This is a genomic window from Streptomyces sp. NPDC058674 (genome assembly GCF_042716505.1).
Taxonomy (GTDB): domain Bacteria; phylum Actinomycetota; class Actinomycetes; order Streptomycetales; family Streptomycetaceae; genus Streptomyces.
In genome coordinates this window covers 49,091-72,587 of sequence record NZ_JBHXSC010000023.1, presented here as the reverse complement: position 1 = coordinate 72,587, position 23,497 = coordinate 49,091, and the positions used below count along the sequence as shown (strand labels likewise).

Genomic DNA, 23,497 nt, shown 5'->3' with positions numbered 1-23,497 from the left:
GTTCACCCCGCGCGCTCCCACCCCTGTCGTCTCGGTTCACCCGCGACCTGTGCCGTCACTGGGCGGGTCCAGGTAGCGGTTCGCCGCGGCAAGGAGGAAGGGCGCCTTGTCGCCATACACCGCGGCCAGGAGTACTGCGACGGCTGCCGCGTCGCTGGGCTTGCGCTCCACTCCCGAGACCGCCTCCGGCAGTAGGAGCCACTCCTGGAGTTCCCTGGTAGCGCGCCCCCAGGGGCTGGTCTCCGGGTCTTGGAAGGCGACCGAGTTCAGCGCCTCGTACACCTGTTCGTGCCCGATGTAGATGATGTGGGTCAGCAACGGAGCGCCGATTGGAGCAGACCAGGTGTCGGGACTGGCCGGCTCGTGGCCTCCCTTCTTCTCGAACCGCTCCTTCCACGCGGCAAGGCTGTCGTAAGTGGTGAACTCGTTGCCGTCATCGAGGTAGGGCATCAAGGGCAGGGCCTGCTCGACCAGTTTGCTGGTGACGGCTGCGTGCACAAACATGCGTGGATCTTCCTCCTGGCCGGTCGTCGCGGTGCGGCGGGCGTTGGTACGCGTTCAGCGTGTTCGGGGCGGGGTCATGCGGGCGTGGAGCAGGGTGGCGCGGGTGAGTTCGGTGCCGTGTTTGTGGTCTTCGTTGAGCAGGACGGTCAGGCCTTTGGGGGCTTTCCAGTGCTCGCGCATGTTCACCGTGGCGCCGAGGTTGCCCAGGAGCGTGTCGATGACGGCTGCGGCCTCGGTTGGCCGGTCGCCCCAGCCGTCGCCCCACCACAGGTGCTCGGACGGGGTGCAGGGCGCGGGGTGAACCTGGCCGTCGCTGGTGGTGATCCACACGGTGTGGTGCAGCACCACCGAGGCGAGCTCCGCACCGCCGGCTGGAAGGGACAGCGGGGCGTAGAAGCGCCAGGCCGGCTTGCCGTTCTCGCCCGTGGTGCGCAGGGCGGGCATGTCGGTGAGCGGGTCGATGAAGAAGGAGTCGACGGCGTCGCCGCGGGCGAGGACGGCGTGGGCGGCGGTCGGATCGCACATCGTCAGGCGCCTGGCCCACCGTTCCATGACCGTGCCGGGACGTCCGGGGGCCTCGGTGACCGCTCCGTAGGGCAGCAGGTCCGGTTCGCGGCCGATGGCGACTTCCAGCGCCGCGACGGCGTCCGGGTGGTTGCTCAGCGCAAGCTTGTGCCAGCCGGCCTTGAGGGCCGTCCGATCGCCGCCGGTGCGGAGAGGGTGGTGGCTGGTGTCGGGTACGGCAGCGACGAGGATGCGGTTCGGTGCCTCGTGGGGCCCTGCCCCTGCGAAGGTGTCGTTCTCGTTCTTGACGTTGTCGGTCCGGTTGTTGCGGATGCTGTTGGCCATGTCGGTGACGGCCAGGTGCGAGGTGACGTCGAAGACGGGGGTACGGGCGACACGGCGCAGGATCTGCTCGTTCGCGTTCGGCGGTACCTCCACGACGGCGGCCGGGCTGCCGGGCTTCCATGCACGGATCAGCTCGGGCAGGCGCAGTCGCTCAGGCCACCAGGGCAGTGCCTGCCCGGCGAGCGCGGCGACGTCGCCCCATTCGGCTTCGTACTCGATACGGGGGTGCGCGACCTCGGCGGCGACCAGGGCGGGCCCGCTGATACCCACGTCTCCGTACAGGGCGCAGACGGTGCGCACGTCGTCCGGGTTTCCGCCCCGGGCAAGGGCGGTGGCGACGTCGGTGGCGGCCTTGCGTTTGTGGCTGTGCACGAAGCGGATCGTGCCGAGGACGGTGTGCCAGTCCTGCGCCGGCCCACGCGGCGTGTCCTTGTAGCCGACCCAGTGGCCGGGCCCGAGGTCGTGGGGAAGCGGGCGCAGCAGCACGGCGCCACGGTGGGAGAACTCCGGGGTCCGCGCCGCCCACCGGTAGAGCTGGGTGCCATGCCAGACCTCGTCAGGTTCCTTCCGATCACCGGGCAGACCAAACGGCTCGGGCGGCTCGGTCGGCTGCGGAAAGTCGTCGTACTTCCGCGTCAGCCGCCACAGGCCGAAAGAAGTGACGCCCAGTATTGCCTGGACCTCCGTCTTGGACAGGTAACTGCTGTTCACGCCCATGCCGACTCCTCCCCGTCCACGGGCCGATGATGGCCCCGGCCAGATCATGGAGCCGACCGGCCTCCGGCACGCGCAGAGCTCCTGGGGCCGCCCTGATTTCCACGGGTATTGGCTGAGAAGGTGCGTCTGGGCGTGACGCCGGAGGCTGCGCTCGCCCTCACGCTTCTGGACCGAGCCTGCGGGGAGGAGCACTGTTCAGCGGGTTATCGGCTCTTGGCCCGGTCGACTTGGCGCAGCAGCAGGTCGGCGAACTGGATGATCTCGGCCGCCTCGATCGGGTCGTCGAAGTCGACGGTGCGGTGGCTGGAAGGGTTCTTGTAGCGGCCCATGGCTCCGGCGAAGAGCGCGGACTCGGCTTCCTGCTCGCCGCCCTCGGCCCCGGCGTCGGCCAGCGGCCCGCCTTGCCCTTTCTGGTGCGGCTGGAACGCTCGGCGCATCAACGCGACACCGACCAAAGAGTTGTCGAGCCCCGAGGCGTTACGCACGGCCACCTCGACGGCCTTCATGGCGGCGAAGCACGCAGTCTCGTAGTCGCCGAGGTCGAAGTTGGTACGCACCGCCTTCTCCAGGTCCGGATGGAGCGGGCCGGCCAGCCGCGTACGGGCTTCGAACCGGGCTATGCCCTTCGGATCCGCCGCCAGCTCCCGGCCGTCGCGAGAGAGCTGCCGGAAGGCTTCGGACTGGCTGGGAACTCGGGACAGCAGCGCGTGAGCCTCCAGCCAGCACCAGGCGTCAGACAGACGGTCCACTAGCGCGTTCTGGTCCCGCTCGGCTTGGAACGCCTCGCGCGCCGAGCTCATCGTTCCCCCGTACTGCAGGTAGCCGTTGCTACCGTTGAGGCTCTGCAGCAGGAGGAGCGCCACGTCCCGGGTGGGCAACTTCCGGAGCTGGTCCGCCGTGACCGGCGATGAGAAGGTGAATGTCATGAATGCACGCTAAGGCGCGTTACCGACATGTGAAGTGCATTTTTTCACTTCGCCGGGGTGCGTGCTCGGGGCGCGTGGGCTTGGGCCCGCTGACCCCGGAGTCGTAGGCTCAGCCCTCGATCCGTATGACGACGAAGAGATCGCCCGCCTCTCCGCCATTCCTGCCGGGCCATCCCAGCCCTATCAGGCGCAGGCGCTGCCCGGCTTGGACTCCCGGAGGAATGCGGATGCGGTGTGTTGTCTGTTCGGTGATCTCGCTAGTGCCCTGGCAGCGCAGGCAGTCCTTCGCGCGGTGTGTACTGGCTTCAGAGGCGCAGGCGGGGCAGGGGTTTCGATCGGTGAGGCGAAGTTGTGTGACTGCCCCGAATGCTGCGGTGCTGAGGCGCACGGCGGCTCGGACGTATCTGTCCGGCCCGCGGGTGGGTGAGTCCTCGTCGTAGTACCGCCGGTCGATCTCGCGGAGGCTCTGCATGACTTCGAAGGCGTCTGGTCGGTCGGCGGGGTCTTTGGCCAGGAGCTGACTGACGAGCTTCGCCAGTTCCGACGGGGTGGCGAGTCGTTGTCTGGTCAACGGGGCCGGCTGCTCGTTGAGGTGCTGGTTGATCAGGTGCCAGGACGTTCCGGTGAAAGGCAGCTTCCCGGTGATCATCTCGTAGAGCAGGCACCCGAGTGAGTACAGGTCGGAGCGGTGGTCGAAAGTGCCGCCGAACGTCTCAGGCGCCATGTAGGCCGGGGTGCCGGTCACGACACCCGTGGTGGTGATGTCGTGCCGTTCGTCGCTGCTCTTGGTGATGCCGAAGTCCACAACCGTCGCCGTGCCGCTGGAGCGGACGATGATGTTGGACGGCTTGATGTCCCGGTGGGTCAGACCAGCATCGTGAGCGGCGCCCAGGGCGTCGGCGATACAACCTGCCGTACGCACGATGTCGGGCAGGGGCAGTCGGCCGGCTTTCAACACGGCGCTGAGAGGCTTTCCCAGCAGCAATTGCATGACCAGGTAGGCGTATGGCCGCCCGTTGTACATCGCGGAACCGAAGTCGTGGACGGTGACGATGTTCGGGTGGGCGAGGCTGCCGGCGACGGCTGCTTCGCGGGCGAACCGGGCAACCTGCCGGTTGTCCGTGCTGTTGTCGCCGGTGAGGATCTTGACCGCGACCATTCGGTCGATCTTGGGGTCGTGTGCCTTCCAGACCTGCCCGAACCCGCCCGCGCCGATCGGTTCGATCAGCCGGTAGCGCCCGTCCAGCACGGTCCCTGCCCGCACGTACTCCCCCTTCGGTCCACCGCAACGCACGGCACGGCCTCTGACAGGCGCGTGTGCCCGTCACGCTACGCCGGAGGAACCCACCAGGGCAGGCGAATGTGATCAGCCGTCACGCGCACCCCCTGGCGGGGCGCGCTGCGCCTGCGGAGGCCGGGTGTGGCGAAGCGGGTTGTGGCAGGATCACCGCTGCTCCCGCCTGCCGGGCGCGCTCTGCCCGGGCCCGAAGAACGGCTGCCGCTTCCGTGGCGACAAACTCGCGGCGGCGCCGTAGGGGAGCGCTGTCGATCGGAGCTGGCTGTTCGTCGGCGACCTCCTCAGGTTTGGGGAAGGCCCGGCTGCTGAGTTCCCGCATCGCCCGGTTCTGCCGCTCGACCGCCTCCGCGATGTGCGGGTCCACCCGAGACCGATGAGCGGCCTGACGGTGCGCCTCGATCGCACGGCGGTAGCCGTCCGGCGGCGTCCGACGCTCCACCGGCACGGCTGGCGTGGTCGAGTGCGGGGCCTGGTCGGCGGCCGCCGGGGCGGAGCCGGCCTTCATGGCCGCAGGCGCCAGGACGTGCAGGGCACGCACGAGTCCGCCGGACACTACGGCGTTGACCGCCGCGATCAGCTTCGGCGCGCTCCAGCGCAGCTGTGTGCCGACGGCCGGAGCGTCGGGAACGACGTCCAGGCGGCCGCTCTCCACGTCGAACGCCGTCGCCTTCACGCGCCCGGCGAGCTCGGGCACAACTGCGGCGAGGACGGCGTCGAACTCGGCGAGGACGCTTCCGCCGACGGCCGGGGTGACTATGCCGCGCTCGGTCATCATCATGCCGATCGCCGCACCGAGCCCGAGCGGCTCGCGCCCGTCGCGACGTACGGCGGTGCTGGTACGCCGCTTGGGCTTCTGGCGGGTGGCACCGTTCTTCCTCGCCGCTTCCCGGGCCGCGAGCAGGGCCTGACGCGCGAGGTCGACGCCGGACACCTCGCCGCCGCTCACGACTGCCCCCAGGTGGAGTAGCCGAGGTTCAGGTGCCCGAGCCCGGAGAGGTGCTGTGCTTCGTTGACCACCTGGTTGCTGAACAGGCGCCTGGCCGACGGCTCGCCGTAGCGGTCGATGTGGTCGAAGACGACCTGGTGGTCCTTCATCGCCCGCACCCGCCAGTCGCGCACCTGGTCGGGGGTCAGGTCCTCGAGGACCAGCTCCTGGTCGTCGTCGACGTCGGCGCTCTCCGGCTCCAGGGCCAGAGCGGCGGCCGGGCGCGGCGCGGGCAGCACGACCGGGGCCACCGGCGCGGCCGGAATGTCGTGGGCCGACTGCGTGGCGGCGGCTTCGGCGCGGGCCGCCTTCACTTCGGCCTGCCGGGCGCGGTACTGCTCCCACTCGAACGCCTTCGCCCACGCCCTGGCCGTCACGGTCTCGTGCAGCTGCCGGTCGGTGGCCGCCCGCCGCTCGGTCTCGGAAGCTCCAGGCATCGCGGCGTCGACGGCGGCCGCGACCGCGTGGCGGATGGCACGGCTGTCGACCTGCCGGTCCTCGCAGCGCGGGCAGTCCCGGCCGGAGTCGAGCAGCGCTCCCTCATCGCACCGCGGCTCCGCGCACAGGCGGATCTGCGGCAGTCCCCGGCCGATCAGCCAGCCCACCGGATCCGTGATCGGACCGCCCAGCCGCATCTGGTTCTCCAGGCGCCGGGCGAGCCGGTCGGCGAGGATCTGCGGCGCGTCGGCGTGACCGGCGAACCCGATCACCTGCTTCAGCTCGGCGCGGACCTTGGCCTCCACCAGGCGCCGGACGGCCGAACTCTCCAGGCGCGCCCAGACCAGCCGGACCGGGGCCAGGACGGCCCGCAGATCCAGCGACGGCAGAGCCACCCTTCCCTGCTGCGGCCTGCCTTGACCCTGGCCCTCCACGGCCCGCACGTTCCCGCCGGTCACCGGCCCGCGGCTGCCCTTCCCGCCTTCAATGATGGGGGACTTCTTCGGCTTTTCCCCGCGCAGCGGGCCACCCTCGCCGTCGACCAGCGTCAGCCGGGCAGCGGCATCGCCGTCCACGGCCTGGTCCTCGCGCTCGCACGCGCGGTCCGGCAGATCACCGGACCCACCACGGCCTTCGCCGGAAAAGCCACGAGAGAGCGCGAGAGAACCCCTAGGAGTAACCCCAGAAGCGTGGAGAGCGTGGTGCTGTGCAGTAGCGGCGAGGTCTGCCGATCCGGCCATCTCGCCCTGCCCGGCCCCCTTGACCCCAGTAACCACAAGGGTCTCGCCCATCCCGTCGGACTCAAGATCTCCGGATGCAGTACCGGCGAGGTCTGAAAACACGGCACCGGCCGCACGCCGGGCCTCCCGCACGGCCACGCCGTGGGCCCGAGCCACCGGCACCAGACGCACCCGCGACTTCGCGTGCAGACCCGAACCGGTCTCCTGCCGCACCACGTCCGCGACGCCGTACGCCTGGAGACGCGCCAGAACCTTCGCCCCGGCCGCAGCCGTGCAGCCCAGAAGGCCGCCGACCGTCGCCGCCGGACGCCCCCGGCCGGAGTCCACCGACCCGGGGCGCAGCTGCAGCCAACCCGACGAACCGGTCGTCAGGACCATCAGCAGCAGCCCGAGCCGGTCCGTCGCCGCACCCCGGCCCGTACGCCCGGCGAGCAGCCCGGCCGGGATCGGCGCCTTGTCCTTCGGCTCCCACCCCGGACCGAACAGCACCTCACACAGGCTCAGCAGCACCGCCAGCTCCGAGCGGGACAGCGCCAGGGCGTGCCGCCGGTCGCCGGCCTTCTGCGCCCGGTACATCGGGATCACCCAGCACTCCAGGCCCGTCGCGTGCCCGAAGGAGTTGGTCGCGACGTTCGAGCCCAGGAACCCCGCGCTGCGCAGCTCGGGCAGCACGGTGTGCGCGACCGTCGACTGGGAAACACCCAGCCACCGGCCGAGCTCCGCAGCCCAGATCGACGCCTGGTAGTCGTTGCGGACCTTCGACTTCGCCGTCAGCACGACCGAGGCCAGCCGCGCGCCGTCCGACGCCCCGGCGAGAGCCGGGGCGAACACCAGCGCGCGCACCGCGGCGAGCAGCCGGGCGCGCATCGTCGCCGTCAGCTGAAGCGGGTTGCCCAGTTCCAGCGCAACGGCCGGCCCGGCCTGCGCCGGGAGCGAGCGCAGCCGACGGCGCGTGGCCCCACCGGTGAACTCCTTGCGGGGGCGCGGGAGCGTGACGGCCGGTGCCGCCAGGGCGCTCATCGGCCCACCGCCCCGACAGGAGCGGCGAGAACCTCCAGGGCCGAAGCCGTCTGTGTCTTCATCGGGCCGGTGTACACGCCAAAGCGGACACCCCCGTTGGGAGCGGCCAGAACTGCTGTTTCGTCATCCACCCGCCGACCCTGCACCGGGCGGCCTGTGGACAGAGCCCGCTGAGGCCCGATACCCCCCGGCGCTCCCGTGGGGCGGGCAGAAATCTTGAAACTCGTCCCGCCACACGGGACGACGGCCTCGAAGACGCGACTCGGGACCGGCCGCAGCCGCGCGTCGACGGAGTTGTCGATGACCTCCGAGACGGGGTGCACGAGCCAGCCGATTGACACTGCGACCGCGCTCGCCTGGGCGCCCGCGAAGGTGCTGCTCTCGTAGGTTTGTACCGGAAATCCGATTTCCTGTACGAACCGCTTATATCGGCGCAAACAGGACACCGATCCCGTCACGCGGGAAGCCTGCCGAGCCCGAACCGGGGTGAAACGGACAAGGTCAAGCTGACAGGGGACACCACTCTCGTGCACTATGAGAACGACCTGCCTTCCATATAGCTGGACCGACCAGAGCCCCTCGGGGCCGGTCGAGCCGGATGTGCGGATGTGCGGGTCCGCCCCCTTCGTGAGAAGAGGGCGGACATCGATCGGGTGGGGGGAGATTTCTCCTCCCCTCCCGGTCCTGCTGAACCGCAACGCCCCTGTGGTGGGGGCCCGCGGATCATCAGGTCGGTACTGCTACAGCTGTGGTGGCCGTGGTTAGTGGCCGGTGGTGGTGCAAGTGGCCCTGGTTAGGGGCCGAAGGAAAACGAGCGGCTCGGTGAGCCGCAGCTCAGGACCAGCTGTAACTGGGACCTGAGCGGCCGACGCGGTGGTTAATCCGGTCGGTAGACGGGCCGCGCGAGGAGCGGGTGGTTAATCCGCCTGGCGCGCGCGGTCGATGGCCCTAGGTCATCCCGATCCCCTCTCGGAGACCGGCGTCGGCATGCCCTCATCCAGCTGTGCGGCCTCGGGGAAACGCTCTGCGAGTCGCTTGAGCAGGTGAATGTAGACGGCGCGGTGGGGTCGGCGCGGTTGCACCTGCCCCAGCTCCCAACGAGCAATAGCGAGGCGTTGGACGCCCACGGCCTCGGCGACCTCCAGTTGGGTGAGGCCCGCGGCGAGGCGCAGCTGCTGCCGCGTACGCGGCGGTGGCAGGACGTCGTCCAGTAGGGCGTTCACCCGCTGCAAGGGGTCCGCGTCGGCCATGGCCCAACCTCTCATGATCGATGTTTCCCTGAAAGATACACCACGGGATCGATCTCGCCCATCGCCAAGCGGTGTGCGGATAGGGTCGGTTGCATGCTGGCCCTCTTCGACCTGGACGGCACGCTGATCGACCGTCAGGCCGCGCTCAGCGATGCTGTGACCGCCCTGTGCCGTGCCCGCGGCTTTGATACCGCCATCGAGCATTGGCTGCGCGCCGCGCTGGCCGACCGCGCGAACCTCAGTGACTTCACCCGGCTGCGCACCGACTTCGGACTGACCGAGCCCGCCGAGCAGCTGTGGAAGGAGTACGTAGACCTGATTGTGGGGGCTGTCACCTGCCGACCGGAGATCCTCAAGGGCCTGCGCCAACTTCGCGCGGCGGCCTGGACCATCGGCATCGTCACCAACGGGGCAGGCGACGTTCAGCGGGCCAAGCTCGACGCGGCTGGCCTCGCGGACCTGGTCGACGGCGTAGCGGCCTCCGGCGACCTGGAGATCCGCAAACCGGCCCGCGAACTCTTCGAGCTCGCGGCGAGCCGCTGCGGCCGGAGCCTGGCCGACGGCGGCTGGATGATCGGCGACAACCCGGCCGGGGACATCGGCGGCGGGCACCAGGCGGGCCTGCGCACCATCTGGCTGCGTGGCCGGCCCTGGCCCGACGGCCTTCACGCCGCAGACCACACCGTCGATGACGCCACCGACGCCATCACCATCCTGCTCAACGAGACCTCGGAGTAGCACCGTGGACCAGCCCACCGTCGGCATCCTCCACCCCGGCAGCATGGGCGCCGCAGTCGCGGCGTGCGCCGCGACCAACGCGTCCGCAGTCCTCTGGTGCGACGCAGGGCGTAGCCCCGCAAGCGCCACGCGCGCAGAGCGGCTCGGGCTGGGGGCGGTATCGACGCTGCAGGAGCTGCTGGACCGCTCGGAGATCGTGATCAGCCTGTGCCCGCCGGCTGTCGCCGAGGACCTGGCCCGTGACGTTGCTGCGCACGGCTTCGCCGGCCTGTACGTGGAGGCCAACGCCATCAGCGCCGAACGCGCGGTAAGGATCGCGGGCCTGCTCGGGCCGACAGCGGCCGTGGTCGACGGCGGCGTCGTCGGCTCTCCACCAGTGAACGGCAAGACGCCGACCCTGTACTTGTCCGGTCCGGCCTCTGCGACCGCTCGCATCGAAGCGCTCTTTGTCCGGACCGCAGTACGGACGAAGGTGCTGGGTACCGAGGTCGGCCAGGCGTCCGCACTGAAGCTCGCGTACGCCAGCTTCCAGAAGACGTCGCGCGTGCTGGTGGCCCTCGCGATTGGGTTGGCCCGCGAACACGGCGTCGACCAGGAACTCATCGACATCGCCTCACGCCGCACCGACTCGTACCTATCCGAACCCGAGTACATCGCGAAGACGGCGGCACGTGCATGGCGGTGGGGGCCCGAGCTGGAGGAAGCCGCGGACATGCTCGCGGCCGCCGGCCTTCCTCCGGAGATGTTGCTCGCGGCCGCGTCCACGCTGGCTCGCTGGGACGACACCAAGGACGACGGCAAGCTCACGCTCGCCGACGCCCTCGACCGGCTTGCCCAGCCGTAGCCCACATTCATGCCGCTCCGGCTCCCGCCCGCTGGACCAGGAGCTGGTCGATGAGCCGGGCGGACTCCCCCGGCGACATTGCCGCAGTGTCCAACCTGAGGTCCCAGGCGGTGTCCGGGTGCGTGTCCAGGTCCTCGCGGGTCGCCGTCCACGCCGCCAGGCGCGCTGCGGTATCGCTGTCTCCCCGGCCTTCGGACCGCGCGGCCGTCACCTCCTGAGGGCACCACAAGAGGACGACCACCCAGACAGCCGGATAGCCGTCGACCAGCGCGCGGATGCCGTCGATCTGCCCGAGGTGCACCACCGGCACCCCGGCCGCGAACGCCGCGTCGACCCCGGGCCGGTCAATCACGTAGGTATTGCCGTACCGCCGGTTCGCGTAGACGACGTCGCCAGCGGACTCCAGCTCGCGCAGCTGCGCCTCGGTGCCCATCCGGTACCCGTCGCTCTTGCCCGAGCCGACCTTGAGCCTGGCGAACTGCCCGTATCGCGAGTCGAGCGCCGTGAGGGCCTGCGTCACCGTGTCCTTCCCCGCAGCCGGCGGCCCGTAGAGGATCACACCCTGCCTCCGGCTCACGCGTACATCGCCCCCATCGCCTGCCGGGCCTGGTCCGCGAGGGACACCGCCGTGCCCATCCTGTTGTCGACGACCAGGTGCGGCACCGCCGGCCGCAGCTCCAGGTTGATCGTGGCCATGTACTCCTCCCAGCGCTGCAGCTTCCACGCGTCCCGGGCAGCGGAGCGGAACCCGATGTACTCCCGCATCGACTCCTCGTCGCAACGGACCCAGACCGGGAAGACGTCGACCCCGAGGGCGTTGCACCGGTTGGTGAGCCGCTGCATCCAGTTCACGTCCGTCATCTCGGCGATGAACGGAGCCGTCAACACGGTGGAGATGCCGCACTTGATGTTGGCCATGGCCGACTGCATCAGGCAGTCGTATTCCACCGGACGGACCTTCTCCCTGTAGAGGTCGGTGTGCCTGTCGTTCGCGTCCCCATCCAGCGCGACCAGGAGGCGTTCCACGAGCGGGCGGGTGAGCGGGTCCTTGTCCAGCAGCGGCCAGCCCGTCAGCTGAACGAAGAACCGAGCGAGCTCCGTCTTCCCGCTGCCGGCATAGCCACCCACGAGGATCAGCACCGGCCGGTGAGGATCACCGCCGGTGTGCCGCCTCTTCCACGCGTCGATGATGCGCTGCTGCAACGCGAAATGATCGGCTTCGCCGGTGCCGGGCCCGATGCGGTGGATCGCCCGCTCCACGGCCAAGACATGCGAGCCATTGAGACGGTCGTCCAGGGGCGTCAGCTTGAACGAGCTCTCCTCGCCCGGCAACGCATTGCGGAACCCAAGATCAGGCTCGGTGGCCCGGTAGAGCAGGCAGTAAGCACGCCGGTAGTGCGGACCCGGGTACACCTCACCCTGCTCGTGTTGCCACAACGTCTGCGGATTCGCCGCCGGGATGCCCTTCAACTTCGCCTGCTCCGCAACCTCGCGCAGACGATCGCCCGCCTTCTCCAAGGTCAGGCCATGCGCCTCCCGCTGCTCACGCAGCCGGTCCGGCTCCCACCCCGCTCGGTACTTCCCCACCCTCTGCCCCTCCTTTGTCGTCATGCAGGTGAGCCTAGATTCAGGCCCCCAAAACCCATGTGTACGTAGATGTTGAAAACCCGTGAATGGCCATGTGTACGGGCTTCGACAAGCCCTTGTGATGTCGCGTGGAGGCGCTTGCGGCTGTGATGGGTCCCACAAGACGGCACGTCAGAAAGGGGCCAGAGTGAACGGGACCGGTCTAAGCGTCGAACTCGTAGTCCAGCACGTAGGAGGCGCTGTCCATGGTCATCTCGTTCACCTCCACAGCCCGTCCTGCCTCGTCGTACGCGGTTCGCACTGTCAGCAGAACTGGGCGAGTGGGCGGGATCCCGAGGCGATCGGTTTCCTCGCCGTTTGGCATTCGGCACCGGATCTCCTCGCGGAAGTGGACAGGGGCATGCCCCAGTTCGGCGAGACGTGCGTAGGTGCCACCGGGGCCGGTGTCAGCGCGTGTGATTGCCGACCCTGCAACCAGCTCTTGGGGAAGATAGGAGGCCGCAAGCATCACCGGTCGGCCATCGAGTACAAAGCGGCGGGAACGACGGCAGGATGTGTGTCCTGCGGTGAGGCCCAAGACGTCAGCGATGTGTTCGGGGGGATCAACCTCGGCGATCGTGACTTGGTCAACGGACAGCGGTCTGTCCTCGTCGGCCGACCAGATGCTCTTGCCGGCGCCCCAGTGGTCACGTGCGAGGCGTTGAATTCCGCGCCGCCGGATCGGCCTGAAAGCCTGCACGAAGACCCCCGCGCCTTTCCGTGCTTCTACCAGTCCTTCTGTCCTGAGGACGCCAATGGCCTGTCGCACCGTCATGACAGCAACGCTGTACTCGGCCGCGAGGGCATGCTCGCCCGGCAGCCGATCGCCGGGACCGTACTCGCCACGATCGATCGCGGCGCGCAGATCGTCGGCGATGCGCTGGTACTTCGGCTGTCGCTTGGGGCGCTGCTCGTCGCTCATTCATCTCCTCGGTTCTCTAGCGATCTGATCGTACGGGTGGTGTGCCCGTTGAGGCGATGAGCCTCGGCCGGGCGCGGCACGTCTCTGTATTTCACTATAGAGGTAGTTGACATAGCTAGAGAGCTGAGCTTCACTGAAGACGTCGCTCAGGGCATCACGTAGAGCGAAACCTTGATCACTCCATGCTGCTTTCGGGGTGGCGGGCTCAGCCAGATGACTGTTCAGACTGCAACGGAAGGACTCAAGAATGAACGCCAACGCCCGCCCCATTACCGAAGCCTTGGACCGCGAGACCACCGCGCTTCTTGACGCGCTCGAGGTGGAGCTTCCCGAATTTGGGGACATCGACCTGGACGTGGCGTTCGGTACGCCGCTGGAGATGTACGAGGCCGGCGCCTTGCCCCACGAGCAGCTCGACGTCCTGGACATTCACGCCGCGATCGAGGCCATCAAGGTCCGCGAGAGCCGAATGGCCGCCGCCCGCGACATCGCCGCCGACCCGGCCGTCACCACGTTGGTTCGTGAACGTCTGGTCGACGTCCTGCTCCCCTACGCCGCCCAGCTGAACCCGGCGAGCGTGAGGGTGTCCGGTTCGCAGGGCACCGTGTCCCCCGTTCTGCTCGCCAGCTGATTCCGGCTTCCCTCATCAGGACCGCGTCCCGCACGCGGTCCTGGTGAAGGGAGCCGGAGACGGCCCCCAAAAATCTTCATATCGAGAGCGGCTGGAAACGGGTGACGGGCTTCGGCCATGAGGTCCCCGTGGCTCCAGAGTCACCGCTCCACACCACCTTCTCGCGGCCGTTTGGCTGCCTGCCCGACACAGCACCGCCGCCTCCAGTGGGCGGGTCTGTGTCGGACGGAGAACCCAACTCCGCACCTCTGCCTCTCCCCCTCCTGCCCGTTGAAAAGGGAGAACCCCTATGCGACCCAGCACCCGTGAACCTCTCCTTCTGAGCAAGCTCGCCCCGCAGAACATCAACCTCCGCGACGGTGAACCCCGCACGATCCTCTGCCCGGACTGCCAGACCTGGCACCGCCTGGAACGCAAGATCGTCAAGCCCCACCACCTCGACCGCACCGGACGCGGCGCCGCCGGCGCGGCCCCCCGCTGCAAGGGCAGCCTGCGCCGCGTCACCTTCGACCTGTCCGTCGAGGAGTGGGGCGAACGCCTCCTCCGCGCGGAGGAAACGGTCACCGGGCGCCGCGCCCAGGGCGGCACCCGCCGCAAGCCGCTTCCCGTCGCGCCGACCGCGATCAGCCGTTTGGCGCACACGACGGACGGCCTCCGCAACGGCCTCCGGGCACACCGCGCCAGCTGCCAGGTATGCCGCATCGGCGTCCCCTGCGACCACGCCATCAACCTCTCCGACCGCATCAACGCCCAGGCCCAGGCTGGCATCCCCTCGCGGCCGGGCTCCAACCTCGCCGGGCCGGCCGCCGCCCTCGACCGCACCGAGCGCGCCCTCGCAGCCCACCGCCACACCTGCACGACCTGCCGCACCGGCCGCCCCTGCACCACCGGCCAGAAGCTCACCGCCCACCGGGCCACCGTCACCCAGACCGTGGCAGACCTGCGCCAGACCCGACGCCACCAGGACAAGCAGGCCACCGTCGTCGAACAGCACCGCACCCGCGACACCGCACGTCAGCGCGCACAGCAGTGGGAGACGACCACCACCGCCGTGAAGAGCGCCGACGCCCAGCGGCTGCGTGACGAGCTGGAAGCCACGCTGCGGCAGCTCAACCCGCACCTGGACCGCTTCGAGCGGGCCGCACTCGACAGCCGGATCACCGGCCTCGCCACGACGATCTACCGCCCGCAGCCGCGCAAGAAGTAGGAGGGAAGGGCCCATGGCCAAGAACGACGACCAGGCGACGCGAATGGCCGCGTACGAGAAGCAGCAGGCCGAGCTGGAGGAGATGCACGCGTGGTACGAGGCGTCGGACCACGCCGAGTACGTGCAGTACCTGGATGAGCTGGACGCCCGGGACGCCGAACTCAGCTGACACTCGCACGATCGACCACGGCCGCCGCCACCCGCGCACCTCGCGGGTGGCGGCGGCCGTGGCTGCTCGTACAGCAGCCCAGAAACGACGAACCCCCCGGGGGCCTAAGCCCGGGGGTTCGTCTCTGCAGTCACCCTCCGGAAAGGGAAGACGCACATGCACAGGATGACATCCACTCAGACCCGCCGGATGCGCCGCCCGGTGCTCCAGGCCGCCGTTGACGCCGGCGCCGGGTGCACCAAGGCGGACCCCGACCTTTTCTTCCGCGCCGACGGTCAGCCGCCGGCCACGTGGCAGGCGCAGCGCGCCGAGGCGGTCCGCTTCTGCCACGGCTGCCCGGCACGGGCGGCCTGCGAGGAGCTGGCCCTGCGCGACGGCGACGGCAACAGCCGCGTCGACGACCTGGTCCGCGGCGGAAGGTCCGGCAGCGAGCTGGCCGCCCTCCGCGAGCGCCAGGCCCAGCGCGTCGGCGCCGCGATCGCCGCCGACGAGGCCAGCGACACGGAATGGAAGAAGCTGACCAGCCTCACCGTCGACCTGAACCGCGAGGCGGGCATGACGCCGACCAGGTCCTCCGGTATGCCGCGCCAGAGCGAGCTGCAGGCGCTGCAGAACCAGCGGATCCGCAATCTCGTCGCCCAGATCAGCCAGATCCGCTCCGCCCGCCGCGCCCGCACTGGCTGGGAGGTAGCGGCATGACCACCACCCTCACCCCGCGCGCCGGAAAGATCGACGACATCCGCCGCGAAGACGACTCCCGCGGCTACGAGCGCGACGAGACTGACTCCCTCCACCAGGTCGAGGTCGGCACCCTGCTGCTCTCCATGGCCCAGCGGGACGATGTTCGGATCCCCGACGGGCGCCGGGTCCGGCGCACCCTCGCCGAGATGGCCCCCGGCTACACCCGACCCCCGCTGCTCTCGTTCAAGACGCTGTCGTTCAGGGCGGCGGAGGACGCGTGCGGCCTGTGCGGGTTCTGGACCTGCCGTTGCGGCCAGGCCGCCACCGCCCCGGTTCGCTCGCGTGCGATGGGCACGGTCCGGTGAGCTCCTGCGGCCACCCGCCGACCCTGGTCACCGTGAACTCGGTCGGCGCGGACGGCAAGCCCTTCCAGTCGGTCCGGCACGAGCCGTGCAAGTGCGGCGCCGACGCCCAGACGGAGAAATAGGAGCCCGTGCACATACCGACCGCCCGTACCGCCCAGCACCACGCGGTACGGGCCATCGCCGCGCGCGGCCTGGCCCACCCACTCACCCGGGTTCTCCTGGCGGCCGCCGCACTCACCGCGGCCGCTGCCTGGGAGAGCGGCCACCGCGTCACAGACATCCACCCGCCCCTCACCCGGCACGGCAAGAGCTGATTCGCCGCTCCCGCCCGGCGGGAGCGGACGACAACTTGTTGACCGCCACCCCGGCGCTGCGCTGATCGGCTACCCGCCGCACGGGACGCCGGCCTTTCACCACCCCGGGTCCGGGGCATCGCTTCTCTTCAGCCCTGATCCCTCCCGTAAGGAGTGACGTGAGCCAGTTCCTGATCGTCCTGTCGATGCTTTACCTCCTGGCCCTCGGCGTCTTCACCGTCTGGGCCGCCGTCGCCCCGGTCCGCCCGGACAAGCCCGCCAGTGCCCCCCGGTGATCCGCCTCTTCCTTGCCGCCCTCGCCTTCACGGCCTTCGCCATCGAGGGCCAGGTGCTGACCGGCGTCCTCATGGCAGCCGGGATCTACGTCACCGCGTGGGCCGCCGCCAACTCCCGCCGCTGACCCCGTACACCCCCTCTCCGTGAGGAGTCCCCCGTGACCAGCCACAGCCCTCCGTACCTCGACCACAGCCCGCTGGACAGGCCGCTCTTGCAGACGGTCCTCCCGCCGGCCCCCCGCGACGCCCGCCCCCACACCTCCGACACCTGCGCCCCCACCACACACGAGCAGAACGCCGGCCCTGCCGCGGCTGCAGCCCTGCACTGGTCCAAGGGCGACCGTTGGCTGCTGCGCGCAGGCATTGCCTCCGGTGTCGGCGTGGGCACGCTCGGCCTGGCCTCGTCCTACCGGGCCCTGGAGAAGAAGGCCGCCGCCCCTGCGTCGGCCGGCGGCTGGGGCTGGGGCGACTACGCCTGGATGCTGCCCGTCGGCGTGGACCTCGGCATCCTCACCTTCAGCATCGTCAACCTGCTCCTGGTCAAGGCCGACAAGCCGCTCGGCTGGGTCAAGTGGGTCCCCCGGGTCCTGACGATCGTCACGATCGTCCTGAACTGGCAGACCGGCGCCACGCTTGAGGGGAAGATCGGCCACGCTGCGCTCGCCGCACTGTGGGTGGTCCTCTCCGAGATCGCGGCCCACCTGTACGCCGCGCACATCGGTCGGCTCAAGGGCCGCCGCGAGATGGAGCGGATCCGCCTCTCCCGCTGGTTCTACACCCCGGTCAGTACGCAGCGCGTCAACCGGCTGATGAAGGTCTGGGAGATCACCTCCTACGACGAGGCGCTGGAACGCGACCGCGAAATCTCGGTCTACCGGTCCGGACTGCGCAAGGAGTTCGGACGGCTGTGGCGCTTCAAGGCCACGGAGGAGCGCCTTCAACCGCTGAGGCTGACCGCGTACGGCATGCGGATCGAGGAGGCACTCGAAGAGCCCGACCGTCAGCTGACGAAGGCCGAGCTTCGGGACCAGAAGCGGGAGCTTCAGCAGGCCCGCGCTCGGCTTCAGAAGGTTGAAGCGGAATCTCAGGTCAAGCGCGCCGAGCTTCACGCGCAGGCTGCGGAGGTCAAGGCCAAGGGCGAACTCGAAGCCGCCAAGGCGGAGGCCGACGCGGCAGCTTCAATCCGGGTTCAGCAGGCTGAAGCCGACCTTCAAGTCAAGAAGGCCGAGGCCGACTCCGAGATCAAGCGCGTTGCTGCCGAGGCCGAAGCGAAGGTCCGCGAGCTTGAACTTGCCGGACAGGCTCGCGAGGACGAACTGGCCCGCAGCCGGGAAAAGGACCAGCTCAGCTGGGAGACCGAGCGCGCCCGACTGGTTCTCGACCAGCAGGCTGAAGCCCGCCGCCTGGAACTTGAAGCCCGCCAGAGCGAGGTTGAAGGCCAGCTGATCGAGAGCGCCGAGGCGGCCACCGCCCGACGCGTTGCGAAGGAGGAGGAGCGGGCCGCCGCCGAGGCGGGCCGCGAGGCAGCTGAAGCTCTGCGCGTGACTGCTGAGGAGGAGTTGAAGGCCAAGCAGACCCTCCTGAAGGCAGCTCAAGCGGAAGCTGACGCCAAGGAGCTCGAGCGCAAGGCCGCCGAGGATGCAGCCGCCGCGAACGCCGCCCGGCTGAAGGCCGCCGAGGACGAGGTGAAGGCTGCCGCTCTGGAGGCTGAAGCCCGGCTGAACCCGGTTGAACGGGAGGCTCGGCAGATCGCCGACATGATCCGCGCCGAGGGCCTGAAGGCCGTCACCCTCACCCGGATCGAGCAGCACTTCGGCGTCTCCCAGGGCACCGCGTCCACCCGGCGCAAGCGCGCGATCCAGATCCTCCAGGAGAACGGCGAGCTCCCCGCGGAAGCCGCCTGACCTGCACGAACTGCTTCGACGGTTCCACCGGCCCCCGAGGCACGGGCAATGCCTCGGGGACACGGTGAAGGCGCCGAAGCGCCGGCACCAACCCTGTCACCCCAACCCCCGTCAGGGAGGAGAAACCGGCACGTGAGCAGCACCAGCGCAGACCGCCCGACCTGGCGGCGCAAGCGTGACCAGAAGCGCAGCGAGACCAGGGCGCAGCGCACCGAGAACTACCGCCAGCAGCTGCGCCGAGAGGGCGCGACACGCGGCATCAAGGGCGTCGCGGAGGCCGAGTTCAACATCGTCCGATCGGTCATCGGGGCCCTCCCCGAGCACCGCCGGGACGAGGAGTGGAAGGCCCTCGCCGTAGTCCTGCGGCAGCTCGGCCAAGGGCTGAACAGTCGTCACAAGCAGTGACTGATTGCGTAATTCGCAGTGCGTATTTCGCAGGCGCGGGTCCGCACCCGGACCCCCAACGCGTAGGCGGGCGCGCGGGCGCGCGCGAGAGTACAGGCCACCTTCCGTAATCGGCAACCGGTGGCCGCATCGACTTCACACGAGCCGTTTCCAATGGAAACGGAACCCAGGAGGGGAAAAGAAATGGCAGCAGTGGACGCGGTGATGGGCGCCGGTGTCGGCGCCACGTGCATCGCCTTGTCGGTCGCGCTTCAGGTCGTCGCCCGCAAGGGCGGCGGGGGCGGCGGCAAGCACCACGGGAAGGGCGGGGGCGGCGGCCGTTCGGGCGGCAAGCTCCTGTCGAAGCTGGAAATGCCGCGCCTGCACGTCGGGCTGTGGATCGCTGGCGGCCTCGGGTTCGTCGGTACGAAGCTCGGTGAGTGGATCAACACTGGGATCTCCTGGTGCAACGAGCAGATCGGCGTCCTGCTCACCGAGTGGATCGGTGTCGGCCTGGGCTGGCTCGTGTCCGGCGCCCTGATCGTGATCCTGATCCGCGACATCCGCGACGACAAGTCCGAGCCCCGCACCCTGGGCATCGCCGCCGCCGCCCCGTTCGCGGTTGTCGCGATCCCCGGCACCGTCGGAGCCGGAGCGGCCGCCGCGATCGGGTTCATCTCCACCACCGTCGGCGGGATCGTCGCCACGCTCTTCGGCATGAACTGAGACGGGGGCCGACACAGATGGATCCGCTCACCGTCCTCGTCATCGCCTACCTCGTCGGCCGCGGCCTGGCCGGCGGCACCCAGAACGTGAAGGACTCCCACGAGAACACCAAGGAGAAGCTGTCCCCGAAGAAGAACGGGGACAAGGCCGGCGTGGGCACCAACGTGGCCGCCGGAGTCATCACTGCGGGCACCGCCCTGTACACCTTCGGCTCCGGCTTCAAGAACGGCTGGAAGGACGCCTACCCCGAAGCCCGCGACGTCGTGAAGGCCCAGCGTGAGAAGAACCGGCTCGCCAGGGAAGCCCGCGAGAACGGCGGCGCGATCCCGCCGCCCGCCAACGGCCAGCCCCCGCTGACCCCCGCCGACGGCGCGGGCGTCGTCCGACCCGACGGCACCATCGGCCCCGCCGCACCACCCGGCACCGCCGATCCGAACAACGGGGGCCTGATCCCCCCGCCCCCCTCACACCCGCCCACCAACGGCCCGGCATCCGCCGGGCCGTCCTCGTATACCCCTGGGAGCAGCACTGTGACGACCCCCGGAGCCGTCGAAGTCCGCAACGTCGACACCCTCGTGATCTGGCTGGAGGGCACGCTTGCGTTCGCCAACCGCGAGCGGGACGACGCCGTCGCCGCCGTCAAGCGGATCGCTGACCTGGAAGCGAAGGTCGAGGCGACCTACAACCAGGCCGTGGCCGCCAAGTACGACAACCAGGTGCTGGGGAAGCTCGCCGCGCTGCGCGACCAGCTCGGCCGGCTGAAGGCTGCCCGCGAGGCGGACGCGAGCAACAGCGCGGAGGCCGCCGCGAACTCCTCGGTCACGGGGCAGAACGTCCTGGCCCGCCACGGCGGCATCAACGAGGCCGCGGCCGCGGCGCCCGAGGAGATGGCGGAGTCGACGACCTACATCGACTGATCCCGCCGCCGCCCACCGCAGTTTCCAAATCAGAGAGGCAACATCGTCATGGCAGAGATCACCTACCGGCAGATGCTGGGCGTCATCGCCCGTCTGCTGGACGCCACCACCGCCGAGGCCGAGACCGCTGAGCACCGCCGTCGCCGGATCAACGCGAAGGCCATCGAGGCCCACGCAGTCGTCGACCGGCTCACCGAGCTGGAATTCGACGACAGCACGAAGAACGACGTCAGCGAGATCGCGGGGAACTTCGTCGGGCAGGCCCGCGCCGCGGGCGCGGCCGCGGTCGCGGCCAACGACCTGAGCACGGGAGCGAAGGACGCCGCGAACACGGTCCGCCGCAACCACGGCGGGATCCACTCCGCAGTGAACTCCGCGCCCGTCGCCCCGGCCAACCGGACGGCCTACATCGGCCTGTGACCGCACGGTCGAAGCCCAGCCCCCACCCCGTCCGGACGGGGCTGGGCTCCGGCCGTGTGCCCACAGGCACCCCCCTGACACGGAAGAGAGGTCCCCGATGAACCCGCTCACCCGAGCCCCCCGCCCGACCGACCCCGAGCCGCTGGTCCTCGTCATCGACGAGATGGCCACGCTGCCCGGTGAGGCGGCCGACATGGCCCGCCGCATCGCGACCGCCGGCCGCAAGAACGGCGTGGTCCCCAACCGGCCCAGCCGCCTGCCCCGGTTCTGGCAGTACCCCACCACCGGGGAGCTCGCCGCGTCGTACGAGCCGCCCGCCGCCGGATAGCCACCCGCTCCACCACACCCCCTGCTGTCGGCGGGGCACGCCCCGGCCGCCGGGGAAGCCCCGCCCTTCGCTCTCCCCACACGGCCCTTCCCGGGCCGGCCTCCAGTGGGGAGGCCGGCCCTGCCGTGCCTTCTCCCGGAGGTTTCCCGAGTTGTCCGCCACCCGCTCCCCCGCATCCGAGCGTGCCGTCCTGGCCACGGAGCCCGAGACGACGGTCGACGCCGACGCCTCCACCGCTGCACGGGCATTCCACGCCGTGCGCCGGTGGGGCTGGCGCAACCGGCGTCACCTCACCCCCCTGTACGGATCCGTCGCCCTGGCCGCCTACGGCCAGGCCCTCACCGCCGCCCCCTACGGCGTGGCCGGCGCCCTGGCCACCGACACCGTCGCCGCGGCCGCCTACTACGCCTGGACGAAGTGGCGGACCAAGGAAGGCTGGGACCACACGGCCACCCAGTTCCTCAACCGCCACCACGCCCTGCCCACCCCGCCCGGAAGACCGCTGTGCCGCGATGAACTGATGCGCTCGGGCGGGGCGGTCGGCTCGGCCGCTGTGCTGACTACGCTCATGCCGAGCCTGGACGCCGGGCCGTTCGAGCCGGGGATGGCCGGGGTGTGGTGGCTGGGCTGGCTGCCCTCGGTGGCGATCCCGTGGTGGTACCGGCGCCGGATCCGCCCCACCGAGGAGGAGATCCCCACCGGCCTGGAGGACCGTGTGGCCCGCTGGCTGGGCACGGTCGGCTCCTCCAGAGGAGCCCTGCCCGGCGCCGAGCTTGTCGACGTCGCCGACATGGACGTCGAAGGAGCCTGGCAGGGCACCATCGCCCTGGACCCGGTCCGCCACACCAGCGCCGACGCCAAGGCGGCGGTGGTCCGGATCGCCGGCGCGTACGGTCTGTCCCCGACGTCGGTGTCGGTGGAGAACGACCCGTCCGGGAACGCGGCCCTGGCCCGCCTGCAGGTCTACCGCCGAAACCCGCTCAAGAAGGTCCCCGTCTTCCCCGGACCACACGTCCTGGACAAGAAGACCGGCATCGCCACCATCGGCTGGTACATCGACGGCACCCCGGCGATGTACCAGATGTGGCGACCCGGCTGGGGCGCGGTCCACTCCCACATCTCTGGCTCCACCGGCGCCGGAAAGTCCGCGATCTTCCGATCCCTGTTCGCCATCGAGAAGCAGTCCGGGCTCGTCGTCTCCTGGGGCGGCGACCCCCAGTACGGCAAGAGCTTCGGGTTCTGGCAGGACTACCTGGACTACTTCGCCTGCGGCCCCGACGAGTGCATGGGCATGCTCATCGCCGCCAACACCGAGCTGGATCGCCGCTCCAAGAACTCGGCGCTGTCCACCTGGGTCGACGCCGACGGCGACACCATGTACGGCGAGACGGACTGGGAACCCGGCGAGGACCCGCTACTCGCCGTCACGATCGACGAGTGGCAGGACGTGTGGGGCGCCTACGGCGCCGAGGCCATCGAACTCGCCGTCCGCATCGCGATCCTGGGCCGCAAGTGCGGCATCAAGCTCCGCCTCGGCACGCACCTGCCGACGCTGGAGTCCCTGGGCAGCGCCAAGCTCCGCCAGCCGCTGACCGCCGGGAACAACATCGCCCTGCGCACCACGGAGCGCTCCGCCGGGTACGTCATCAACCTGCCCGCCGACCCCAACGACATCCCGTCGGTGTGGGACGACGAGGTCGGCGTCCCCACCTCCGGCCTGGGCTACATGAAGGGCGTCCAGGAACGCGCGGCCATCTTCCGAGGCTGGGCCCCCGAGCCCAAGGAGATCGCCACCCGCTGGGCGAAGAAGACCGAAGCGGTCGCCGAACTCACCCCGGGCGCCGGCGAGGCCATCGGCCCGCTCTACACCGAGTGGCGTGACCGCCTGGCCCTGCGCCGCACCGGCCAGGAGCCGCCCGTACCGGGCGTCACCGACGACAACGAGGAGGGCAACGAGAACAGCCGGGCGCCGCTGGTCCTTCAGCAGCGCCAGGCCCCGGTCGACGACCTGGCCGCGATGGTCCAGGCCGAGTCCAAGCCCGTCACCGGCACGAAGAAGGCGCAGATCCTCAAGTTCGTCGCCTCGCAGGGCGTCACCACCACCGGTCTGATCGCGGACCGGCTGAACATCCCGCTGTCCACCGTGTCCTCCACCCTGACCCGCGCCGTGAAGAAGGGCGAGGTCGCGGACATGGGCCACGGCATGTGGGCGGTCGCCGAGGCGGCCTGACCCCGGCCCGTCTCTCCACCGGGCCCCGCCACCCGATCCGGGTCGCGGGGCCCGGCACCCGCCAACCGTCATACGCGATGCCGCTTCTGG

26 protein-coding genes are annotated in these 23,497 nt (G+C 70.0%); 16 read left to right on the top strand and 10 right to left on the bottom strand.

All coding sequences use genetic code 11. The annotated features are described in order from the left end of the window. Window positions 1-36 precede the first annotated feature (36 nt). The 7 genes from ACFWU6_RS14880 to ACFWU6_RS14850 all read right to left on the bottom strand — a co-directional run bounded on the left by ACFWU6_RS14880 (window position 37) and on the right by ACFWU6_RS14850 (window position 8,741). Window positions 37-504 carry a hypothetical protein gene (locus tag ACFWU6_RS14880; protein ID WP_383981199.1) on the bottom strand — a complete coding sequence of 156 codons (468 nt, stop codon included), beginning with the start codon at window positions 502-504 and terminating at the stop codon, window positions 37-39. A 54-nt stretch (window positions 505-558) separates the two neighbouring features. After that, a complete protein-coding gene (locus ACFWU6_RS14875; RefSeq protein ID WP_383981197.1) occupies window positions 559-2,070 on the bottom strand; it encodes a hypothetical protein in 1,512 nt (503 codons plus the stop codon). 203 nt (window positions 2,071-2,273) lie between these two features. Next, complete coding sequence (locus ACFWU6_RS14870) at window positions 2,274-2,996, bottom strand: TIGR02391 family protein (protein ID WP_383981195.1); 723 nt, start codon at window positions 2,994-2,996, stop codon at window positions 2,274-2,276. 109 nt (window positions 2,997-3,105) lie between these two features. Then, window positions 3,106-4,260 carry a protein kinase gene (locus ACFWU6_RS14865; protein WP_383981193.1) on the bottom strand — a complete coding sequence of 385 codons (1,155 nt, stop codon included), beginning with the start codon at window positions 4,258-4,260 and terminating at the stop codon, window positions 3,106-3,108. Between the two features lie 109 nt (window positions 4,261-4,369). After that, window positions 4,370-5,239: a DUF721 domain-containing protein gene (locus tag ACFWU6_RS14860; protein ID WP_383981192.1), complete on the bottom strand. Its 870-nt coding sequence runs from the start codon at window positions 5,237-5,239 to the stop codon at window positions 4,370-4,372. Then, window positions 5,236-7,476 (bottom strand): hypothetical protein, encoded by a 2,241-nt coding sequence (locus tag ACFWU6_RS14855; protein ID WP_383981190.1) that lies wholly within the window; start codon window positions 7,474-7,476, stop codon window positions 5,236-5,238. The genes ACFWU6_RS14860 and ACFWU6_RS14855 overlap by 4 nt, the downstream gene beginning before the upstream one ends. A 953-nt stretch (window positions 7,477-8,429) precedes the next feature. Continuing rightward, on the bottom strand, window positions 8,430-8,741 hold the full coding sequence (locus tag ACFWU6_RS14850; RefSeq protein WP_383981188.1) for a helix-turn-helix transcriptional regulator: 312 nt from the start codon (window positions 8,739-8,741) through the stop codon (window positions 8,430-8,432). Window positions 8,742-8,819: 78 nt separating this feature from the next. Here ACFWU6_RS14850 and ACFWU6_RS14845 point away from each other — a divergent pair, with 78 nt between their 5' ends. Further along, a complete protein-coding gene (locus ACFWU6_RS14845) occupies window positions 8,820-9,464 on the top strand; it encodes an HAD family hydrolase (protein ID WP_383981187.1) in 645 nt (214 codons plus the stop codon). A gap of 4 nt (window positions 9,465-9,468) precedes the next feature. Further along, entirely contained in the window at window positions 9,469-10,308 is an 840-nt protein-coding gene (locus ACFWU6_RS14840; protein WP_383981185.1) for a DUF1932 domain-containing protein, read from the top strand. A gap of 7 nt (window positions 10,309-10,315) precedes the next feature. Here ACFWU6_RS14840 and ACFWU6_RS14835 read toward each other — a convergent pair whose 3' ends face one another. From ACFWU6_RS14835 to ACFWU6_RS14825, 3 genes are all read right to left on the bottom strand, one after another. Then, window positions 10,316-10,885 carry a guanylate kinase gene (locus ACFWU6_RS14835; RefSeq protein WP_383981183.1) on the bottom strand — a complete coding sequence of 190 codons (570 nt, stop codon included), beginning with the start codon at window positions 10,883-10,885 and terminating at the stop codon, window positions 10,316-10,318. Then, window positions 10,882-11,919, bottom strand: coding sequence for an AAA family ATPase (locus ACFWU6_RS14830; RefSeq protein ID WP_383981181.1), 1,038 nt, complete (start codon window positions 11,917-11,919; stop codon window positions 10,882-10,884). Before ACFWU6_RS14830 ends, ACFWU6_RS14835 begins: the two co-directional genes overlap by 4 nt. A gap of 178 nt (window positions 11,920-12,097) precedes the next feature. Continuing rightward, complete coding sequence (locus ACFWU6_RS14825; RefSeq protein ID WP_383981179.1) at window positions 12,098-12,856, bottom strand: GntR family transcriptional regulator; 759 nt, start codon at window positions 12,854-12,856, stop codon at window positions 12,098-12,100. Between the two features lie 247 nt (window positions 12,857-13,103). Between ACFWU6_RS14825 and ACFWU6_RS14820 the strand changes: the two genes are divergently transcribed. The 14 genes from ACFWU6_RS14820 to ACFWU6_RS14755 all read left to right on the top strand — a co-directional run bounded on the left by ACFWU6_RS14820 (window position 13,104) and on the right by ACFWU6_RS14755 (window position 23,407). Next, window positions 13,104-13,487 carry a hypothetical protein gene (locus ACFWU6_RS14820; protein WP_383981177.1) on the top strand — a complete coding sequence of 128 codons (384 nt, stop codon included), beginning with the start codon at window positions 13,104-13,106 and terminating at the stop codon, window positions 13,485-13,487. Between the two features lie 289 nt (window positions 13,488-13,776). Beyond that, window positions 13,777-14,694: a hypothetical protein gene (locus ACFWU6_RS14815; RefSeq protein WP_383981175.1), complete on the top strand. Its 918-nt coding sequence runs from the start codon at window positions 13,777-13,779 to the stop codon at window positions 14,692-14,694. A 13-nt stretch (window positions 14,695-14,707) separates the two neighbouring features. Then, window positions 14,708-14,863 carry a hypothetical protein gene (locus ACFWU6_RS14810; protein ID WP_383981173.1) on the top strand — a complete coding sequence of 52 codons (156 nt, stop codon included), beginning with the start codon at window positions 14,708-14,710 and terminating at the stop codon, window positions 14,861-14,863. A gap of 165 nt (window positions 14,864-15,028) precedes the next feature. Continuing rightward, complete coding sequence (locus ACFWU6_RS14805) at window positions 15,029-15,562, top strand: WhiB family transcriptional regulator (protein WP_383981171.1); 534 nt, start codon at window positions 15,029-15,031, stop codon at window positions 15,560-15,562. Beyond that, window positions 15,559-15,909 (top strand): hypothetical protein, encoded by a 351-nt coding sequence (locus ACFWU6_RS14800; RefSeq protein WP_383981169.1) that lies wholly within the window; start codon window positions 15,559-15,561, stop codon window positions 15,907-15,909. The genes ACFWU6_RS14805 and ACFWU6_RS14800 overlap by 4 nt, the downstream gene beginning before the upstream one ends. Before the next feature lie 128 nt (window positions 15,910-16,037). Then, the gene (locus ACFWU6_RS14795; RefSeq protein ID WP_383981168.1) at window positions 16,038-16,223 is read left to right on the top strand and encodes a hypothetical protein; all 186 of its coding nucleotides are present in this window, start codon (window positions 16,038-16,040) and stop codon (window positions 16,221-16,223) included. A 271-nt stretch (window positions 16,224-16,494) separates the two neighbouring features. Next, entirely contained in the window at window positions 16,495-16,623 is a 129-nt protein-coding gene (locus tag ACFWU6_RS14790; protein WP_383981166.1) for a hypothetical protein, read from the top strand. A 33-nt stretch (window positions 16,624-16,656) separates the two neighbouring features. Further along, window positions 16,657-18,402, top strand: a complete 1,746-nt coding sequence (locus tag ACFWU6_RS14785; protein ID WP_383981164.1) for a DUF2637 domain-containing protein — start codon at window positions 16,657-16,659, stop codon at window positions 18,400-18,402. 132 nt (window positions 18,403-18,534) lie between these two features. Beyond that, window positions 18,535-18,807 carry a hypothetical protein gene (locus ACFWU6_RS14780; protein ID WP_383981162.1) on the top strand — a complete coding sequence of 91 codons (273 nt, stop codon included), beginning with the start codon at window positions 18,535-18,537 and terminating at the stop codon, window positions 18,805-18,807. 183 nt (window positions 18,808-18,990) lie between these two features. Further along, the gene (locus tag ACFWU6_RS14775) at window positions 18,991-19,512 is read left to right on the top strand and encodes a hypothetical protein (RefSeq protein ID WP_383981160.1); all 522 of its coding nucleotides are present in this window, start codon (window positions 18,991-18,993) and stop codon (window positions 19,510-19,512) included. A 17-nt stretch (window positions 19,513-19,529) separates the two neighbouring features. Next, window positions 19,530-20,429, top strand: coding sequence for a hypothetical protein (locus tag ACFWU6_RS14770; protein WP_383981158.1), 900 nt, complete (start codon window positions 19,530-19,532; stop codon window positions 20,427-20,429). Between the two features lie 48 nt (window positions 20,430-20,477). Further along, window positions 20,478-20,849: a hypothetical protein gene (locus ACFWU6_RS14765; RefSeq protein WP_383981156.1), complete on the top strand. Its 372-nt coding sequence runs from the start codon at window positions 20,478-20,480 to the stop codon at window positions 20,847-20,849. A 97-nt stretch (window positions 20,850-20,946) separates the two neighbouring features. Further along, the gene (locus ACFWU6_RS14760; RefSeq protein WP_383981155.1) at window positions 20,947-21,177 is read left to right on the top strand and encodes a hypothetical protein; all 231 of its coding nucleotides are present in this window, start codon (window positions 20,947-20,949) and stop codon (window positions 21,175-21,177) included. A 151-nt stretch (window positions 21,178-21,328) separates the two neighbouring features. Further along, window positions 21,329-23,407, top strand: coding sequence for a hypothetical protein (locus ACFWU6_RS14755; RefSeq protein ID WP_383981153.1), 2,079 nt, complete (start codon window positions 21,329-21,331; stop codon window positions 23,405-23,407). The last annotated feature ends 90 nt before the right edge of the window (window positions 23,408-23,497 follow it).

What these genes read in the sequence shown, in the direction of transcription:
- ACFWU6_RS14880 (WP_383981199.1), bottom strand. Translation starts at nt 504, where the DNA reads ATGTTTGTGCACGCAGCCGTCACCAGCAAACTGGTCGAGCAGGCCCTG.
- ACFWU6_RS14875 (WP_383981197.1), bottom strand. Translation starts at nt 2,070, where the DNA reads ATGGGCGTGAACAGCAGTTACCTGTCCAAGACGGAGGTCCAGGCAATA.
- ACFWU6_RS14870 (WP_383981195.1), bottom strand. Translation starts at nt 2,996, where the DNA reads ATGACATTCACCTTCTCATCGCCGGTCACGGCGGACCAGCTCCGGAAG.
- ACFWU6_RS14855 (WP_383981190.1), bottom strand. Translation starts at nt 7,476, where the DNA reads ATGAGCGCCCTGGCGGCACCGGCCGTCACGCTCCCGCGCCCCCGCAAG.
- ACFWU6_RS14850 (WP_383981188.1), bottom strand. Translation starts at nt 8,741, where the DNA reads ATGAGAGGTTGGGCCATGGCCGACGCGGACCCCTTGCAGCGGGTGAAC.
- ACFWU6_RS14845 (WP_383981187.1), top strand. Translation starts at nt 8,820, where the DNA reads ATGCTGGCCCTCTTCGACCTGGACGGCACGCTGATCGACCGTCAGGCC.
- ACFWU6_RS14830 (WP_383981181.1), bottom strand. Translation starts at nt 11,919, where the DNA reads ATGACGACAAAGGAGGGGCAGAGGGTGGGGAAGTACCGAGCGGGGTGG.
- ACFWU6_RS14825 (WP_383981179.1), bottom strand. Translation starts at nt 12,856, where the DNA reads ATGAGCGACGAGCAGCGCCCCAAGCGACAGCCGAAGTACCAGCGCATC.
- ACFWU6_RS14820 (WP_383981177.1), top strand. Translation starts at nt 13,104, where the DNA reads ATGAACGCCAACGCCCGCCCCATTACCGAAGCCTTGGACCGCGAGACC.
- ACFWU6_RS14815 (WP_383981175.1), top strand. Translation starts at nt 13,777, where the DNA reads ATGCGACCCAGCACCCGTGAACCTCTCCTTCTGAGCAAGCTCGCCCCG.
- ACFWU6_RS14810 (WP_383981173.1), top strand. Translation starts at nt 14,708, where the DNA reads ATGGCCAAGAACGACGACCAGGCGACGCGAATGGCCGCGTACGAGAAG.
- ACFWU6_RS14805 (WP_383981171.1), top strand. Translation starts at nt 15,029, where the DNA reads ATGACATCCACTCAGACCCGCCGGATGCGCCGCCCGGTGCTCCAGGCC.
- ACFWU6_RS14800 (WP_383981169.1), top strand. Translation starts at nt 15,559, where the DNA reads ATGACCACCACCCTCACCCCGCGCGCCGGAAAGATCGACGACATCCGC.
- ACFWU6_RS14775 (WP_383981160.1), top strand. Translation starts at nt 18,991, where the DNA reads ATGGCAGCAGTGGACGCGGTGATGGGCGCCGGTGTCGGCGCCACGTGC.
- ACFWU6_RS14770 (WP_383981158.1), top strand. Translation starts at nt 19,530, where the DNA reads ATGGATCCGCTCACCGTCCTCGTCATCGCCTACCTCGTCGGCCGCGGC.
- ACFWU6_RS14765 (WP_383981156.1), top strand. Translation starts at nt 20,478, where the DNA reads ATGGCAGAGATCACCTACCGGCAGATGCTGGGCGTCATCGCCCGTCTG.
- ACFWU6_RS14760 (WP_383981155.1), top strand. Translation starts at nt 20,947, where the DNA reads ATGAACCCGCTCACCCGAGCCCCCCGCCCGACCGACCCCGAGCCGCTG.